The sequence below is a fragment of the Rhizobium sp. CCGE531 genome, from assembly GCF_003627795.1.
GTDB lineage: Bacteria > Pseudomonadota > Alphaproteobacteria > Rhizobiales > Rhizobiaceae > Rhizobium.
In genome coordinates, this window is sequence record NZ_CP032688.1 from 287,430 (window position 1) to 304,634 (window position 17,205).

The following is a 17,205-nucleotide window of genomic DNA, read 5'->3' on the forward strand; positions in this document are numbered from 1 at the left end:
GTACGTTAATCTTCGAGATCAGCGTACGTGGTCGGGCGACCACCAATGGACCACCGATCTAATACGACAGGTGGATACTTTACGGGCGGCATTGACCACGCGTGCGGAACCCAGCGACAATTCACTCTACAATTGGATCCACCGCATCGTCCGCGGATATGGAAGAGACACGGAGTTACAGCATGTTGGAGGGAGGACAAAAACCAGCAACAATCGAGAGCTTGCCGCTCGCTATGGAGCGATTGTCAGGAATAAAATCGGAATTAAGTGGTTGGGCGACAGCCGAGATTTCTTTCGAGTTCAACCCTAAGGGAACCCATCTCTTCTCAATTTTGGAGCTTGCATATGGCTACGCCAAGCGGTGCGAAGACCTTACTCGCTCGATCGAGTCATTGATCGCGTCTGGTCACATCGTCCCAGCGACGATCGTTGGAAGGGCCTTGATTGAGACCATTGCCATGGGCAGCTTCTTCATATCCGAAATGGATCGGCTGATAGCACACGGTAAATTGGAAAATTTGGAAAAACGCTTCACCTCATTCTGGGGAGGCTCCAATGAAGCAGCTATCAAACCCGTTCACGTCAACGATGCTTTGCGTCATTTCGAAGAGGTTGACGCAAAGTATGTCCGTTATCTTGATGCGAAGTATGGCGTCTTCACTGCGTTGTTCGGAGCCCTAAGGAAACCTGGAGCTGAGCCTCAGCTCCTTGAACAGACATTATCAGCAATGAAGAACTATGACTTCCTCTCGGAAATTTCCCATCCGAATGGTCTCGGAGTGCAGTTCATCTATCCATATATCGACGGAATGGATGAGAAGATTAAAGCAGCTGCAAATGCACTGCTCGACCGTTATCGGTTCCAAGCAAATATGGCGATCTTTCAATGCCATCATCTGAATTCCGCGCTCGAAACGACCAAGACGCTACCCGAGCGCTATCAAGAAGCGTTCATGAAGCGGAAGTGAACCTCGGCGCCGAAATTTTCAAACCCAGCGTTGTATTGAGCTCCGCCCTTTATTATCTTCCAATAGGGGAATGGGGTGGAAGCTGGCGTTGTTCTACGCATCAGAAAATCACATCGATAAGCTGCTGAGAAAGACGTACTGTCAGCTCTTGGGGAGCCATACCGAGAACAATCGTGTTACCTCCAAAAAAGGAGATAGCACTGAGGTCTTTGGCGCTCTCCTGCAGCTAACTGACCCTAGGGCACGCCTCAGTCGCGCAATGGGCCGATCCATCTTGTTCAGCGGGGTAGGAGAGCTTGCTTGGTATCTGGCGGGCGACGACACCATTGCATTCATCTCGCACTATCTTGGCATGATATACGCCAATTTTTCTGACGATGGTGGAATCACCGCCAATGGAGCGTACGGAAAGCGGATCTTTCTGCCGCGCGGGGCAAGCCAATGGGACCGTGTAATCGGCCTTCTGCGCGAGCGACCCGGCTCTCGCAATGCAGTCATCCAAGTATTTTCCAACGACGACGCTGCGAAAGGTAGTAATGACATCCCATGCACCTGCACGCTCCAATTCGTGATCCGCGGCGGCGCGCTTCACTTACATGTGCACATGCGCTCGAACGACGCCTGGATTGGGCTACCACACGACATTTTTTCCTTCACAATGCTTCAGGAGATCGCTGCAGTCGAGCTGCAGTGCGAAATTGGGACTTATCAGCACTCTGTGGCCAGCCTTCACCTATACGACGACAACGAGTTCAAGCCATCTAGAACGTTCGCTCAGCAGTATTGTGATGAGGGGACCTTTGAAGAAATCGCAATGCCGAAAATGCCGGCGGGCGATCCATGGCCATCAATCCAAGAGTTCTTGAATTGTGAGCGCGAGTATAGAGCTGGGAATATCAATTTCGAGCCATCAAGCGCTCTTCCACAATACTGGCAGAATCTTGCAATGATCCCAAAGCTGCATTCAATCATCAAAGGTAAAGTACAAGGCGTTGATTACGATGGAATGATTTTAGCGCTGGATCCGTGCTACCGAGTTCTGGTTGTCGATCACGTTGATCGATGGGCCGGATCTGAGCATACTGCTTTTGATATATTGAGGAATCACTGATTTGTCTTTGCGCCACCATGCCGATCGAGCTGCCGACATACTTGCTGCACTGGCCGCATACGAAGCCGACAACGGTCAGCTTCCTGGGTTGACGACGGCTGCAAGACGGAGCACGTGGGTGGCTCAGATGATATCGAGCCTGCGGCGGATAGAGTTCATACGGCTCCTCAACAATCAAAATATCGATCCGCGCCGACTAGACCCCAATAACGTACTGTTCGACCCGCTAAAGGGCGCTGCTTTCTTGGGTCGTAAGGGGCAGACCGACGAGGCCGTATGGCTGACATTCGTAGCGACCCACTTCGGCAAGCATGTCACGGACGGCTGGAAGCTTGCCTCGAACGTCATGGGCTCTTTCGGGCATGGCCCCACGTGGGACTTCGCAGCCTATTCGGCTCAGGCGGTGCAGTTCGACGCAATGCTTGTGGCAAATGGGGCATCCTTGAAGGATAAGGTAGTGTCTGGCCGATTCTCCAATCATCGACAGTACCAGAGTAAAAATCCTAAAACGATCAGCACGGTCTTCAGCTCGTTTCACGCTTGGCAATGTGCCCAAGGCGGCTTTACCGCGAGAGTACAAGCCATCCACAAAACGCACGGACAAAACCCGACTGACGTGTTCGATCAACTCTACCGGTCACTCACGCCAGTTTTCGGCTTCGGGAGATTGGGCAACTTTGACTTTCTCACAATGTTGGGCAAGCTGAACCTCGCGCCCATTGATGCCGGCAGCACATACCTCGTCGGTGCGACCGGTCCTTTGGGTGGAGCGAAGCTGCTCTTCCATAACAGCACGGCCGCCGCAGTTTCGTCGTCGTCGTTACAGAAGCGAGTCGACGAGATGGACGCGTACCTTGGCGTCGGCAAGCAGGTCCTGGAAGACAGCCTCTGCAATTGGCAGAAGAGCCCGGACCGCTATATCTACTTCAAAGGCTAGTGAGCTCTGGAACGTACGGATTATCATCCCAACGGTAGCGATGCTTCATTCTGCTCAGCTTCCCAGGTTCGAGCGCCTTTGCTTTCTCAAGCTGACCGACAATTATCCCCGGTGATACACCCACCATTTTCGCGGCATGAAGAATAGCTCGCGGGTTCGGCTTACCTATCAGAGCGGCCCGCACCTCTCGGGGAAGCAAGTAATCCTGAGCAAACAGGTTCGCCTCCATCTCCTCCTTGGACGATCCAAGGAGAGACGGATCGCTACCATCGAGATCAAGGTGAGAATCGCCGTGCATGACCACGTGGCCGGCTTCGTGGAAAAAGGTGAACCAGAAATGATCTTCAGCTCGATGACGGAAGCTGAGATGAATGATCGGATTGCCGCTGGCCAGCCTCCACGTCGCACCGCTCGCTCTGCAGCCGTCCGGCGCGCGCGCAGTGGTGACGGCTACGCCAACTGAGCGGCAAGCTTCGATCAGGCGGGGAAGAAAGATCGAAGGTTTTTTGAATGCCGAAAGCTTGCGAAGCCGAGGCAGTATATTCACGAACCCCTTTGGATCGAATGATGGGAGATCAATCTCAGCGGCCTGCCGTTCTCCGGCCCGCAACCAGACGAGCGTCGCCATCTCATCGACCTCAAATGCGAACGAACGCCGAAAAACAACCGCGCCGATACCGCCGGAATAACGAGAATTCCAATCGGGAAGGCTCGCGCAGTCGAAGAATGACAGCAATGCTTCTCGCAGTTCTTCCTTCTTTGCGCTTCTATCAATCCAGCCATACCTCCGCATCGACGCAACCGGCATGGCCTTGGCCCACATGACGTCGGTATCAGCGGCAGCCGATAGGCGCGCTAGATCGGACAGGTAGCTTTTGTCGCGCGCAAGCCAGAACCTGGGTGTTGAGCCGAGTTGATCCGCCAAGGCCGACGCAAGCGTCGGCGTTATGCGGGCGTTCCCTTCAAGAAGCAGACTGAGTACAGGCCGCTCAAGGCCAAGGCCGTCAGCGAGATCGTCTGCATCAATTTCCCGCGTCACCATCAATCGCTGGATTGTGGCACCTGGAGGAGAAGCCCAGTTTGGCTCGAAACTCATATCAAAACCTTCCCGGCTGAACTTATGTTTCGCAACCGAACTCGATAAGCTTTTTGCCATTCACTCTGACGAACGATTGACTTGCCGATCGGTTCAATTTCCAAAAACGTGTCGCCTTCAATGCGATACGATAACCGTACATTCTCTTGCTGGTGCGAGACTATCGGAACATCAGGCAATTCTCCCAAAAAGAGAACATCCCTAATATCCGCAACCAATGCGTGATAGCTTGCAGTCAGGCTGGCTCCCAATAGTCTGACAGCCTCGTCTTTGTCCAGCGTTACGTCGCTTATGATAGTGGATGAGAATTGCAGTTCCAATGATCAATGCCTGCAGTAAGCGATCGAACTTCAAGGTACTGATCAACGGAAAAACCCATAGAGAACAGTCTTGACTGAATCAGTTGTATGAAACGTTAAACTACCCGGCGAGATCGTATCATCAATAGGAGATCATGCAGTATTATTCGGCTGCGCAACAACCTTACCCCCAACTATATGAAACGGCGCGCCTAAAATACGCCCCATGCCCGAAACCTCCTCCTCCCGGTCATCTCCCTGAGGCCGAGATCCGCCACGATCCGCCGCGCCGGCATCGGCGCGGCGTTCCTTGCACTCGTCGATAGGGCGGTACCACTGGAAGAGCAGAATGCAGAGGCTAGAACGGCCTTGATGTCGCGCAAACAGGTAAACGCGGTGGCTCATATGAAACGAGCACATCAACTGAAACTAAAGGATTTGAGCACCATAAACATCGCCTGGAAGACGCTGATAGCATCCCTTTGCTCAGAGGAAGAATTTGAAGAAAAAGCCCGCGGCGCTCAGAGAATTGAAGAAGCTCTCGGCGATACCCTTCACCGACGAAAATTATCGCGCGATAGTCGACAGCCTGAAGAGCGAGAGTGATCGCTCGATGGTGGTCATTGCTGGTTCTATCCTCGAAGATGAGCTTCAGAGTCGCATTCAAAGAACGCTCATTCAGCTAGACAAAGAGGATAGCCAACGATTTTTTGGATTCGACGGGTTGGCCGGCACGTTCTCTTCAAAGATTTTGATGGCGTACAGCTTGGGGCTTATTGACAGCCATACGCGGTATTTGCTCGATATTGTGAGGGAGGTACGAAATGCGTGCGCGCATAGCCGTATGCCAGTGAACTTTGATACGCCGGAACTGAAAAATGCGACAGTGCTGCTCTTACCGGAATCGCTTAGAAAAAAGAGCAACCGAGATCAACTGCGGGCGCAGTTTCTGACAGTAACCAGCATGCTTCTGACGATAATCGCCAGAGGAAAATCCGAGTCTGAGGAGGCTAAGGTTAGGTCGATTATTGATCGAGTATTCAGTCGAGCAAATACTGGTTCTTGAGGTTAAATTACGCCCCACGCCCGAAACCTCCCCCTCCCGGTCATCTCTCGCAAGCCCAGCTCCAAAACGATCCGCCGCGCCGCCTGCGGCGTAACCTCGAGCGTCTTGGCCACCATGCCGGCCGACACGAGTGGTTTCGCCATCACCAGCTGGACCAGTTCCGGCAGTTTTGACGACGTCCGCCGCCCCTCCAGCTTTCGCTCCAACATTTTTCGTGCCAGCGCCAGCCGGTCATGTTCCTTCATGCCGATCTCGGCGGCCGCCAAAAACCCTTGGGTGATGGCCAGCAGCCGGGTTTCTCGATCGCGATGCCGGCGCCGATCGACCGGAATGGTTTTCAGGCCGAGATTGATGGCGGCCAGGTGAGCGCCGGTGGTGATGCCAGCCTGGCGCAGGATCGAAGCGGAAAACTGCCGACCGAGCCACGGCGCGTGCTGAAGCACGGAAAGCTCGTTCCAGGCATCGAGGGCAACGATCGCCTGCAGCAGCGCCGGCAAATTTTCGACCTGGCGCACCACGCCGCGCCATTCGTCGAGCCGCGCATCCTCGTCCCAGTCGAGGTCGTAGATCATTGGATCTTTTTCTCGGCCGCCGTCGCGGCTGGGCCGGGTGGCTCTCTCGATTGCCGCCTCCGATCGTGCGAGCACCGCATCGATGACGGCGTAGTCGACGCCGGGGAGATGTTCGATTTCGTCGACATCTTCCCCCTCCCCTTCCGCGTCGATCGCGATCGCCGGCCGAATAACTCCGGTCGTCGTCGCCTCGTCCCCGCCGCCCGACCCGATCTCCGAGGTTTTCCGCAGCGTTCGAATGCCCTCGTCCGAAAGCGCCCAGTCCGGTGACTGGCCGACGATGCGCCGACGCGTGCGCAGCACGTCGCGGGAGATTGTCAGCTCGTGGGTGGGTGTGCGAATGTCCTTCGTGGCGTCGTGAAGGACGAGATCTTCAAGATGGACGAGTTCGCCGTCGATCCAGAGCGAGGCGCAGGCGTCGTAGTATTGCATCCGTTCGAGTAAGCCCGCTCCCACGGGGGAGCGAGCAATGCGCTCGTCGAGACGGGTGAGAGCGATGCCGGCGTCGAAAGCCGGCCGCATCAAGCCACTCGTGTTAATTTTCGCGAGATCGTAAGCCATTGATTTTATGGTAAACGAAGTCTTATACGAACACTATATGGATATTGCAGTTCCCCACATCGTACGATTCTCGACTGAGGGTATAACCATCGATAACTAGCGTTTATCGATAGTAGATTGATTTCAGGGCGCAAATCAGAATGTCGTCCGTCCTGGATCGGCGGATTCGCCTGGAAATCCGGGCTTTCGGGTCACTTTTCGCCCTGGTTCGGCGGACTCATTTGCTGGATTGAGCGGAACGACGTTGGCTCGATCCGCCAACTTGCACCCCTCCCCTCCATCTTCCTGGCATCAGCGGCTGTCGAACTTGACAGGGCCGCGATCGATCCCTCTCAAAACAGCCAGTTTCTCGGCATTTCGACCGTGGAAGGCCGCTGACGGGCGTTTCGTAGCCAAGATGGGTCGTTGCCTATCCTTGATCAGAAAACACCCTGTACGGCCTTCGCTTTTGGCCATAAAACACGCTTGCAAAGGAACGTTTTCTTATGTGTTCATTATCTGTACAAATGCCACTCAAAACGGGTCGGAAAATCGATGGCGAAAGCGATGAAGGTCAATCCCCCTTCCCTGCAGCAACGGCTGATCGGCTACGCTCGTGTTTCGACCGACGATCAGCTCAATGACGCCCAGGTCGACGAACTGCGTGCGGCCGGCTGTCATCGCATTCATCAGGAACATGGATCAGGAGCGTCACGCGCCAGGCCGGTCCTCGCCAAGCTGCTAAAAGATCTCAGCGCCGGCGACGTGCTCGTCGTCGTTCGCCTCGATCGCCTGGCCCGATCGGTCAGCCATTTGCTCGACGTCATCGAGGACCTCGAGAAACGTGGCGTACATTTCCGCTCGCTGCGCGATCCGATCGACACCTCTACGCCGCAGGGGATGTTTTCCCTACAGGTGCTCGGTGCCGTCGCTCAGCTCGAGCGTGCCCTGATCTCCGAGCGAACCAAGTCTGGCATGCAGGCCGCCAAGGCGCGTGGCAGGCTGGCCGGCAATCCCGGGCTTCGGGAACGACGACCGGAGGCAGTGCGGGCAGTCTCAGCCGCTCGTAGCCGCGCCTATCTGGACGAGGTAGTTGCCTCGGCGCAGACATGGCTGCCGACGGTGCGGCAGCTGCGCCCGCAGCATAGTTGGGACGATGTCGTGCGGATCCTCAATCGCAAAGGCCACGACTGGACCGTCGAACGCCTGCGCCGAGCGGTGCAGCGCATGGTGCGCGAGAGGCTCGTTGAGCCGGAATTGGTCAAGCGGTCCCCTCGGCGCCAGCCCGAGGATCATCTGATGCGGCTGGTTGCCGGGATTGCCATCGCCGATCCCGATCTGTCGCTGCGCGATATTGCGGCGCAATTGGACCAAATGCATGAGCGACCTCAGCGGGGAGGTCGAAAGTGGCAACCGTCTTCTGTCAGGGCGCTGCTGGACGAGGCGCGTCGCTTCGGGCTCATTCGCGATTGAGTGCCTGATTCATCAAACGCCCAAGATGCCGATTTCGGACACGGTCCTTCATCTTGGCAATGTTCCTCCAATCTTGTGTCGCGATCGTCTGCCTGGCCATTTGGTAATATTCCGCATCCCGTCTCAGCTTGAAGGTCGAAACCTTTTTCTTCGATCGAGGTGCTGCGGCAGTCGGCCGCGCCGGGCCACAGCTATACTGGGCGAGTTCGCGTTCGATGAAGGCAGGAACCTCACCAAACAATTGCCTGGCCTGAACTAAGTCGAGCAACTGTGCCGCCGCGATCAGTGTGGCGACACGCGGCGGGCGGGCTAGGATGGCCAAAGAACCGGAGAAGCCAACCGAAAGAGGACAAACTGTAAAGGTCTGCCCGAGGTCGAACCAAGCGATAAACGGCTTTCCATCGGCCAGACAAGGCGTCCATAAGAATTTTGCGACGGCGATGATATCTTGCAACGAGATGACATGCCGCCTCGCCACAACGTCCTCCAAGGTACGGGTTAACAATATCAGGAAGTCGAGAACATCCGGCTCCATCGTCTCGTTCACGATAGTTGAAACCGGGCTCGAACATCGCTCGCAGACAAGCACAGCCCTTCCCTGCTGCCATTCGAATCGAAATTGACCGCGGGCGAAACAGCGATCGCAGAAATCTTGCAGCCTGCGACGATGCTTGGCGCAGACCACCGCCTCGACGTGAAACCATTCTGCCCGCAAGTGATGGTCCTGACCCTCTGATACATCCTCATCAAGGCATTGAGTGCACAGCCCACGCTCGCTGTAGCCATCGACATACCAGCTCGCGGGTCTGGCCAGGCGTCCAAGTGCCATTCTCTCTATGTCGCACACCCTCAGCCTGGATGCGCGCGCCCATGATTTGATTATCGATGTGCTCGGACGAACATCGTGCCTTACGAAACTGTTCATCTCACCATTGGCACCGTCACATCCAAGCCAGCGATCAATTTCCTCTGGTGTGCATCCATATCGGCAGGCAACACGTCCCCGCCAGGAGGAAATGAGTTCGCCAGCATAGGGTCGCGGCGCGATCGGCAGTAGCGGGATTTGCCTCATTGAACCACCCGCTGCTTCAGCCGCCGTTCCGCCTGGCGCGTCATGGCAACAAGGGGCAAGACAAGATCGCCGCTATCGAAGCTTTCGATGGTGATGCACTCCCTGCCGCTGCGGATCGCGTCGGCCGCGACTGTCTCAATGAGCCGGAATATCCGAACCGTCACGCCGTCCGTCAGATCGAGAACGCGGCGGCGCACGGCGGCCGACCCTATCCTCGATGGCCGGCGCAGCGGCAGAATACAGGCGAGGCTGGATAGAAGTTGAGCCAATTGCTGATCGTTCGACCAGCGCTCAAGCCAACAGGCCTCGAAACGCTCTGCCAGTTGCGGATCGGTGAGCAAAGCTTGCCGAGCGAGATCGGTGCCTGCGCAGACCAGTGGAACCCGCATGTCGTTGGCAAGGAAACGGATGAGGTTGAGAAAGATCCTCTGTTGGCGGAAAGAGCCGCTCAGCATCGCATGGATCTCATCGATGATCAGCATCCGCACCTCCATGCGGCGCATAAGGCTTTTGCAAACGTTCCTGAGCCGGAAAGCTGCTTCGTTCGCTGGCCCCGGCGCCCCCATTGCGCTCAACAGCTCACTATAAACATCGCGCTCAAGCGGCTCGGGAGGCATTTGCATCGCCACGACCGGCATCCGCGTGGTGCCGTCGCCTCTATCGAAAGACGCCGGGTGATCACGGAGAAACTTGCGAATAATCTTCGTCTTTCCCATGCCGGTATCTCCGTAGAGGAGCAGACACGGCATGCGGTCGCGAGGAGGATAGGATAACAAATCCTCCAGGCGTGCCAGCGCTGATTTGGCCTGGGCCGTTTCCAGCCAACGATCACCCCTGATCCAGGCTATGCGATCGCTGTCATCCAAAGCAGCATGACTTCGATATGCCGGCAGCAGGTGGGCATACTCATTCACGACCACTCCTCCACGATCAAAGGAGACAAGTCGTCAAAGGCCTTGTCCTCATCGAGCTCCCGCCCGTTGAAGGCGTCGCCGCGATCAGCCAACGATCGTTCCTTGCGTTCGACTATGCGCCGCATACTCCTGGTTTGCCGGATCGCGCTGTCCAGGATCTGCCGCTGCTCGGCGATTGTCGCGAAGATCAATTGCTCGTCGAGAGCTTGCACACCACGCTCCCTCAGCGCGGAAACTGCCAGGCGATGTTCTCCCAATGTGATGCGAGGCCGGCTGAGATCTGCAAAGCGGATCGGCCAGTTCGCACCATCCGGACTTTCGACAAAGACGCAGGAGAGATCCCGTGGGTCATAGCGCACGCGCACTCGCTGGAAGGACCGACCGGCCAGAGGACTGAGAATATCGTCCCAATAGCGTATTCCAAACAGATGCAAACCATCCCTGCGGATGCGGCGTTCTTCGATCGGCAGGAAGTCCTGCAAAAACGCCTCTGGATCATACGGCAAGCGCAGAGAATAGGGGCGATCGGCTATAGCGTCTTCCCAAGCGGTTTTGGGAGGAAGCCGCAATGTCCGATGGACTTCGGTGTGATAGCGGCCGACAATCTCAAGCGTCAGCCATTGCTCGAGCTCGTCGAGCGTCATGATCGCGTGCTTCTGGGGATCATAGGCTCCGCGTTCGAGGACATTGCTCGAAGTGGATCCTGGAAGCATGTGCACCGCTCCCATCATCGTGCCGATCAATCGCTCGATATGACCGCCGAAATGCGGTCGCGCGACCGGTCGGTAGACCAGCTCTATTCCGTGTTCGGCCGCCCCTCGAACCAGGGCTTTGCCATGAAACTCCCGGCCATTGTCGAGATGGATCACATCCGGCAGACCGAAGACCGGCCAATCCGCGTTGATCTTCCGCGCTTGCAGCCACGAGGCCTTCGGCATCACCAGATGCTGGATCGTCAGGGCGACCGAGGTTGATGATGGGTTCTCCAGGGTCAAATAAAAGCCCGCCACCATCCGGCTCGCTACGTCGATCGCCAACGTCAGCCAGGGGCGTTGCAGCGGTTTGCGATGTATCGCATCGACGACAAACAGATCGACCAGGGTATGGTCGATCTGGACGACATGCAGGGCATGATCAGCATGGTACTCCTGTGTGACCGGCGTGAAGCGCTGCCTTGCAGCTTTCGCCCCATCGCGATCGCGCATAAGCGTTTCCGGGTCTTCGATATCGACGCGCACCCGGACTGCCTTCCAGGATGGAGGGCGAAGTTCACGTTCATGGCAAAGCTGCCGCACCCGATCGTAAAGCACAGTGACCGTGGGGCGTTCTCGCCTGCGGAACGTATCCCGCATCGCCGCTTGAATGACCTCTTCCTGTTCAGCTAAAAGCAGCCGCCTGCCCTTCTTCGGCCCGCGAACGCGGTCGAGCAGTGAGCTGGCGACTGGAGAAGCGCGATACTGGCTCAGCAATTCATAAAAGCGGCTTCGGCTTAGTCCAAGTTCACGACAGGCTCCACCGACTTCCAAAGGTGACAACCGGGCCAGTGATGCGAGTGGACGGATGACGCGCTCGCGGTATGCTGCCTTCAACCAGGCCGCATCAGCAACGTTCAGCTTGTCGAGCTTTTGCTTCATTGAGGTCATCCCTCAACCGCGAAATCTGGCTTCAGACATTGTCCTCTCGCCGTCTCGCCCATCACGATACCGCATGAATGTTACATGACAACGACGCACCTATCGTGCGACTTTTGAAAGCGATGTTTGCAGAGCCGCAATCGCGCGAGCAGTCCGCCCAATAAGGGGAATCCGGTTAATTAGGAAAACCCACAAGCTTGGAAAAACAGGCACATACAATCCAGCGATCGAGGAAAACCGACACAGAAAGAATCGGGGCAAAGCGGGCCGTAATGGCCGCCGATACCCGCCATTTGGAGCATCCGTGGCCAAACCGAAGACATCATTGACCGCTGTCGAGCGCCGCGCCGAAGAACTCGACACCATCGCCTCCGTGTTGCCGCTCGAGCGCCGCGACGAACTCGCCGAACTGCTGACCGACCAGGACGTCGAGACGCTGCGCCATCTCGTCAACCAGGGCATGGGCGACAACACACTGCGCGCGCTGACCTCGGATCTCGCCTACTTGGAAGCCTGGGGCATGGCTGCGACCGGACATTCGCTGCCCTGGCCGGCGCCCGAGGCGCTGCTTTTGAAATTCGTCGCCCATCACCTCTGGGACCCGCAGCATCGCGAGACGGATCCCGATCACGGCATGCCGGCCGATGTCGATGAAAACCTTCGGCTCCAGGGGTTTCTGAGATCCGTCGGTCCGCACACGCCATCAACGGTGCGCCGACGCCTGGCGAACTGGTCGACGCTGACCAAATGGCGCGGCCTCGACGGAGCCTTCGCCTCCCCTGCCCTCAAGTCAGCCGTCCGCCTGGCCGTGCGCGCAGTCCCCCGCACCCGGCGCCGCAAGAGCGCGAAAGCCGTGACCGGCGATATTTTGGCAAAGCTTCTTGCCACCTGCTCAACCGACAGCCTGCGTGATGTCAGGGATCGCGCCATCCTGATGGTCGCGTTTGCTTCCGGTGGTCGGAGGCGCAGCGAGATCGCCGGGCTGCGACGAGAACAACTGACCGTCGAGCCGCCCATCGAGGTCCCGGATGGCCCTCCCCTCCCCTCGCTTGCCATCCATCTCGGCCGCACCAAGACGACGACTGGCGAGCAGGACGACATCGTCTACCTGACCGGCCGGCCGGTCGAAGCGTTGAATGACTGGCTGGAGGCCGCCAAGATCGACAAGGGCAGCGTGTTTCGCGGGATCGGGCGATGGGGCACGGTGTCGCGGCGGGCGATCGATCCTCAGTCGGTCAATGCGATCCTGAAGCAGCGGGCGGAGATGGCGGGGCTGGATGCGGAGGAGTTTTCTGCTCACGGCCTTCGGTCGGGATATCTCACCGAGGCGGCGAACCGTGGCGTGCCTCTACCCGAAGCAATGGAGCAGTCGCGCCACCGATCGGTTCAACAAGCGTCGAGCTATTACAACAGCGCCACCCGACGCAGCGGCAAGGGCGCGCGATTACTTTAATAATCTGCACAGCAGGATTGCCGTATGCTTACCAGATTTCGCGCGTCCAGAAAGACGGCGTTTGCAGCGGTCATTTGAAACAGTCTCGAATGCCTTGAAGCTGTACACACCCGGATCGCGTGTTCCGGGTCGACCCCCTGTTGACTGAGTCGCAAAGATCGGCACGCGGATGCGCCAAATTATCGATGCCGCCGGGCTTAACTTCAGTCGCCCCGACTCGGTAATCAAAGAATCCAGTTGATGGATGGGAGCCGCTTTGTTTGCGCGGCGGCTCTAATGCTTTGATTGTAAAAGACATACCGGAGGCGCAGTGTGACTTAGGGATGAGCGCGTTAAGGTTTTGTTAACCCTAAATAGCTTGCCAGCCTGTTAGAATCGATGCTTATTGTCAGCAGCGGAGTGATTACGAATTTCCGCTCAGAAGCGCTATTTTAAAAATTCAGGTCCGGGGATGCCCAAAATCGCTGCAAAATTACCGCCAAAAGATGAAGACCTGATGGGCTTGATTGAGCGCCATTCTCGTTCCTTGTCGGCGCAACTGCAAGAGCACCAGCTCGCGACCTTTCCCCCCACGGCGGAAAAGGGCATTCGCACGTTTCAGCCGGCGGAAGCAGCAAAGCTGGTCGGCGTGAAAGAAGTATATCTGCGTCAGCTCGCAAACGAACTCGAGGGTCTGCAGGTCAGCACCAGTCCGACCGGCCGCCGGTCCTATTCCGTCGAGGACATGCACAAGATCCGAAAGCATCTTGACCAGGTGGGCCGCGGAAATCGCCGCTATCTTCCCCACCGTCGTGACAACGAAGCGCTTCAGATAATCTCCGTGATGAATTTCAAGGGCGGGTCCGGCAAGACGACGACGGCTGCTCACCTCGCCCAGTACCTCGCCCTTCGGGGCTACCGCGTGCTTGCCATCGATCTCGACCCCCAGGCGAGCCTTTCCACACTGTTTGGCAACCAACCAGAGACCGATGTCGGTGCAAACGAGACGCTATACGGTGCGATACGCTACGACGACGCACGTCCGATGGCCGAAATCGTGCGCGCCACCTATATTCCCGACCTTCATTTGATCCCCGGCAACCTGGAACTGATGGAGTTCGAACACGACACGCCGCGGGCGCTGATGAAGCGGAAGATCGGCGATACGATGTTCTTCCATCGCATCAGCGAGGTGCTTGACCAGGTTGCACCCAATTACGATGTCGTGGTGATTGATTGCCCGCCACAGCTCGGCTACCTCACCCTGTCTGCTTTGACCGCCGCAACCTCTGTTTTGATCACCGTGCACCCCCAGATGCTCGATGTGATGTCGATGAACCAGTTCCTGTCGATGACATCGGACCTGCTTCGAGAGATCTCATCTCACGGCGCTCGCTTCGATTACAACTGGATGCGCTATCTCGTGACGCGTTTCGAACCAAGTGACGGGCCACAAAACCAGATGGTCGGTTACCTGAGGGCTATTTTCGGGGAAAATGTCCTGAATTTCCCGATGCTGAAGACGACAGCCGTGTCGGACGCGGGCCTGACCAACCAGACCCTTTTCGAAGTGGAAAGGGGTCAATTCACTCGCGCCACCTACGACCGCGCCTTGGAGGCGATGAACAACGTCAACGATGAGATCGAGTCGCTGATCAAGAAGGCATGGGGAAGAAAGCCATGAGCAGGAAGGATATACTCCGCGCCCCGAGGACAACCGGTGCTGTTACGGTGCCAGTTGAAAGACCGGTCAAAAGCCGGAGCATTCTTCCACTCCTCGGCACCACTCCAGCGGATCCAGCGCCGGCATCGTCGCGCCTTACCGCCCAGGTTGGCGGTGCCTTCGCAGAAGGCAAGGCCCGCTTCGAGCGCGCCGAAGAAATCGAAAAACGTCTTGCGGAAGGCCAGACGATCGTCGAGCTCGATACCGATAGCATTGATCCGTCCTTCGTTCAGGACCGGATGCCGGGTGATATATCTGGGCTCATCGAAGCGATCCGCGAGCACGGCCAGCAGATCCCGATCCTCGTTCGCCCTCACCCGGAAACGCCAGGCCGATATCAGGTTGCGTTCGGCCATCGGCGTTTGCGTGCGGTCACCGAACTGAACCGCCCCGTCAGGGCGGTTGTCAGGGACCTCACCGACCAGCAACTCGTTATTGCCCAGGGCCAGGAAAACAATGAACGCCAGGACCTCACATTCATCGAAAAAGCGCGCTTCGCCTCTCGGCTGAACGAGCAGTTTTCGAGAGATGTGGTGATGGCCGCGCTGTCCGTCTACAAAAGCGACCTGTCGAACATGCTGTCGGTCGTGACCCGCATTCCCGCGGACGTTATAGACGCGATCGGCTCGGCGCCGGGAATCGGGTTGAAGAGTTGGGTGGGCCTCGCCGATCTTCTGACGCGCGACAGCGTTCTTGACGAGGCTTCAACATTCTTGCGATCGGCGGAGGCGAAAGCCCTGCCCTCCCCTGACCGTTTCAAGTCGCTTGTCGCCCGCCTTAAACCGGCACCAGCAAAGCGAGGACTTCCAGATCTCTTGACGACGCCTACGGGCATGCGTCTAGCCCAGGTGACGAAGAGCAAAACCAAGTTGGACCTCTCGATCGATCGACGCGAGATGCCTGATTTCGCGGCCTTCGTCCTCGAAAGATTGCCCGCCCTTTTCGAGGAGCATCGCTCCAAAAGCGGCGCTCTAGAGCAAATGAATAACGGAGATTAAGCGGAAAAAGAAAAAGGCCCCCAAAACGTCGCCGTCGTGGAAACCTCTTTCAGATCTAAGCAACCTGAGAATCGCACTTCCACGAATATTCGTCAAGAGTCTTTGGCACCGATTTGGTGAGCTGATTTCTTTTGCCTTCTGAAAGGTGAAAGACGATGCAGACAGGAAGTGTGACGACGCCCTTTGGGCGGCGGCCGATGACGCTTGCTCTCGTGAGGCGGCAAGTTGCTGCCAACGAGATCAAGGTGGGCAAATCCGTCGACAAGTGGAAGGTCTTCCGGGACGCTTCCGAAGCCCGGGAAGAGCTTGGATTGCAGTCCAACAGCCTTGCTGTTCTCGACGCGCTGCTCAGTTTCTACCCGGAGAACGAACTGCGCCAGGACGCACAATTGGTCGTGTTCCCTTCGAATGCACAATTGATCCTTCGCGCCCACGGCATGGCTGGGGCGACGCTTCGGCGCCACCTTGCATTGCTCGTGGACTGCGGGCTGATTGTCCGCAGAGACAGCCCCAACGGCAAACGCTACGCTCGCAAGAATGGCGCCGGCGAGATCGAGAATGCGTTTGGTTTCGATCTGTCGCCAATCCTTGCCCGCGCCGAAGAACTTGCGCTTGTCGCGCAGAAGGTCGTCGCAGCCCGTTCAGCATTTAGAAAAGCCAAGGAGAATTTGACAATCTGCCGGCGTGACGTCCGCAAACTGATTTCGGCTGCCATGGAGGAGGGCGCCGACGGCAATTGGACGGCTGTTGAAGCAACGTATGTGGACCTAGTGGGCCGCATCCCGCGGACACCGACTATGGCAGACATCGCAAACGCTCTCGATGAGATGGAGCTTCTTCGCGAGGAGGTCCTTTATCAGTTGGATATGCAGTCAGATTCACAGTTTAACAGCACCAATGATGCTCATATTGAGCAGCACATACAGAATTCAAAACCCGAATCCTTCCATGAACTTGAACCTAGCTCTGAAAAGGAGCAGGGCGGGAAGCCGGTCATAACTCGCCGGCCGAGGAACGAGCCGCTGAAGACGTTCCCACTTGGGATTGTGTTGAAAGCCTGCCCCCAAATCAGCAACTATGGGCCAGGCGGAGCGGTCGGGAGCTGGCGCGACCTGATGTCGGCCGCCGTGGTGGTGAGATCGATGCTGGCCGTGAGCCCATCTGCCTATCAAGATGCTTGCGAGGCCATGGGACCGGAGAACGCCGCTGTCGCAGTGTCCTGTATTCTGGAGCGCGCAAATCTGATAATTTCTCCCGGCGGGTATCTGCGAGATCTGACACGACGAACCGAGCGGGGTGAGTTTTCGCTCGGTCCGGTGATCATGGCACTACTCCGCAACAATGGGGAAAAGGTTAATCAAGCGGGATAA

At 57.0% G+C, this 17,205-nt stretch carries 14 protein-coding genes and 1 pseudogene; 9 read left to right on the forward strand and 6 right to left on the reverse strand.

Annotation, left to right across the window (positions count from 1 at the left end):
- Positions 1-182 precede the first annotated feature (182 nt).
- The 3 genes from CCGE531_RS34020 to CCGE531_RS34030 all read left to right on the forward strand — a co-directional run bounded on the left by CCGE531_RS34020 (position 183) and on the right by CCGE531_RS34030 (position 3,016).
- Complete coding sequence (locus CCGE531_RS34020) at positions 183-968, forward strand: hypothetical protein (protein ID WP_120671231.1); 786 nt, start codon at positions 183-185, stop codon at positions 966-968.
- An 88-nt stretch (positions 969-1,056) separates the two neighbouring features.
- On the forward strand, positions 1,057-2,079 hold the full coding sequence (locus CCGE531_RS34025; protein WP_162944186.1) for a thymidylate synthase: 1,023 nt from the start codon (positions 1,057-1,059) through the stop codon (positions 2,077-2,079).
- A gap of 127 nt (positions 2,080-2,206) precedes the next feature.
- Positions 2,207-3,016, forward strand: coding sequence for a hypothetical protein (locus CCGE531_RS34030; RefSeq protein WP_162944188.1), 810 nt, complete (start codon positions 2,207-2,209; stop codon positions 3,014-3,016).
- On the opposite strand, the gene CCGE531_RS34035 is transcribed toward CCGE531_RS34030, so the two are convergent.
- Together CCGE531_RS34035 and CCGE531_RS35285 are read right to left on the reverse strand one after the other, a co-directional pair.
- A complete protein-coding gene (locus tag CCGE531_RS34035; protein ID WP_120671234.1) occupies positions 3,006-4,172 on the reverse strand; it encodes an ImmA/IrrE family metallo-endopeptidase in 1,167 nt (388 codons plus the stop codon). The two genes, CCGE531_RS34030 and CCGE531_RS34035, sit on opposite strands and share 11 nt — an antisense overlap.
- A gap of 451 nt (positions 4,173-4,623) precedes the next feature.
- Positions 4,624-4,701 (reverse strand): annotated as a pseudogene (locus CCGE531_RS35285) (helix-turn-helix domain-containing protein); the annotation flags it as partial.
- A gap of 209 nt (positions 4,702-4,910) precedes the next feature.
- Between CCGE531_RS35285 and CCGE531_RS34045 the strand changes: the two are divergent.
- On the forward strand, positions 4,911-5,477 hold the full coding sequence (locus tag CCGE531_RS34045; protein WP_120671235.1) for a hypothetical protein: 567 nt from the start codon (positions 4,911-4,913) through the stop codon (positions 5,475-5,477).
- 2 nt (positions 5,478-5,479) lie between these two features.
- Here CCGE531_RS34045 and CCGE531_RS34050 read toward each other — a convergent pair whose 3' ends face one another.
- Complete coding sequence (locus CCGE531_RS34050) at positions 5,480-6,610, reverse strand: RHE_PE00001 family protein (RefSeq protein WP_205586543.1); 1,131 nt, start codon at positions 6,608-6,610, stop codon at positions 5,480-5,482.
- Positions 6,611-7,144: 534 nt separating this feature from the next.
- On the opposite strand from CCGE531_RS34050, the gene CCGE531_RS34060 reads away from it, so the two are divergent.
- Positions 7,145-8,062 (forward strand): recombinase family protein, encoded by a 918-nt coding sequence (locus tag CCGE531_RS34060; RefSeq protein ID WP_120671238.1) that lies wholly within the window; start codon positions 7,145-7,147, stop codon positions 8,060-8,062.
- On the opposite strand, the gene CCGE531_RS34065 is transcribed toward CCGE531_RS34060, so the two are convergent.
- From CCGE531_RS34065 to CCGE531_RS34075, 3 genes are read right to left on the reverse strand one after another with little or no spacing between them, the layout of a single operon-like run.
- A complete protein-coding gene (locus CCGE531_RS34065; RefSeq protein ID WP_120671239.1) occupies positions 8,049-9,134 on the reverse strand; it encodes a TniQ family protein in 1,086 nt (361 codons plus the stop codon). The genes CCGE531_RS34060 and CCGE531_RS34065 overlap by 14 nt on opposite strands.
- A complete protein-coding gene (locus CCGE531_RS34070) occupies positions 9,131-10,054 on the reverse strand; it encodes a TniB family NTP-binding protein (protein WP_120671240.1) in 924 nt (307 codons plus the stop codon). The genes CCGE531_RS34065 and CCGE531_RS34070 overlap by 4 nt, the downstream gene beginning before the upstream one ends.
- The gene (locus tag CCGE531_RS34075) at positions 10,045-11,682 is read right to left on the reverse strand and encodes a Mu transposase C-terminal domain-containing protein (RefSeq protein ID WP_120671241.1); all 1,638 of its coding nucleotides are present in this window, start codon (positions 11,680-11,682) and stop codon (positions 10,045-10,047) included. The genes CCGE531_RS34070 and CCGE531_RS34075 overlap by 10 nt, the downstream gene beginning before the upstream one ends.
- A 304-nt stretch (positions 11,683-11,986) precedes the next feature.
- Here CCGE531_RS34075 and CCGE531_RS34080 point away from each other — a divergent pair, with 304 nt between their 5' ends.
- The 4 genes from CCGE531_RS34080 to repC all read left to right on the forward strand — a co-directional run bounded on the left by CCGE531_RS34080 (position 11,987) and on the right by repC (position 17,205).
- On the forward strand, positions 11,987-13,135 hold the full coding sequence (locus CCGE531_RS34080) for a site-specific integrase (RefSeq protein WP_120671242.1): 1,149 nt from the start codon (positions 11,987-11,989) through the stop codon (positions 13,133-13,135).
- Positions 13,136-13,586: 451 nt separating this feature from the next.
- Positions 13,587-14,798, forward strand: coding sequence for a plasmid partitioning protein RepA (repA, locus tag CCGE531_RS34085; protein ID WP_120671243.1), 1,212 nt, complete (start codon positions 13,587-13,589; stop codon positions 14,796-14,798).
- A complete protein-coding gene (gene repB, locus CCGE531_RS34090) occupies positions 14,795-15,835 on the forward strand; it encodes a plasmid partitioning protein RepB (RefSeq protein ID WP_120671244.1) in 1,041 nt (346 codons plus the stop codon). Before repA ends, repB begins: the two co-directional genes overlap by 4 nt.
- A 155-nt stretch (positions 15,836-15,990) precedes the next feature.
- Entirely contained in the window at positions 15,991-17,205 is a 1,215-nt protein-coding gene (gene repC, locus CCGE531_RS34095) for a plasmid replication protein RepC (protein ID WP_120671245.1), read from the forward strand.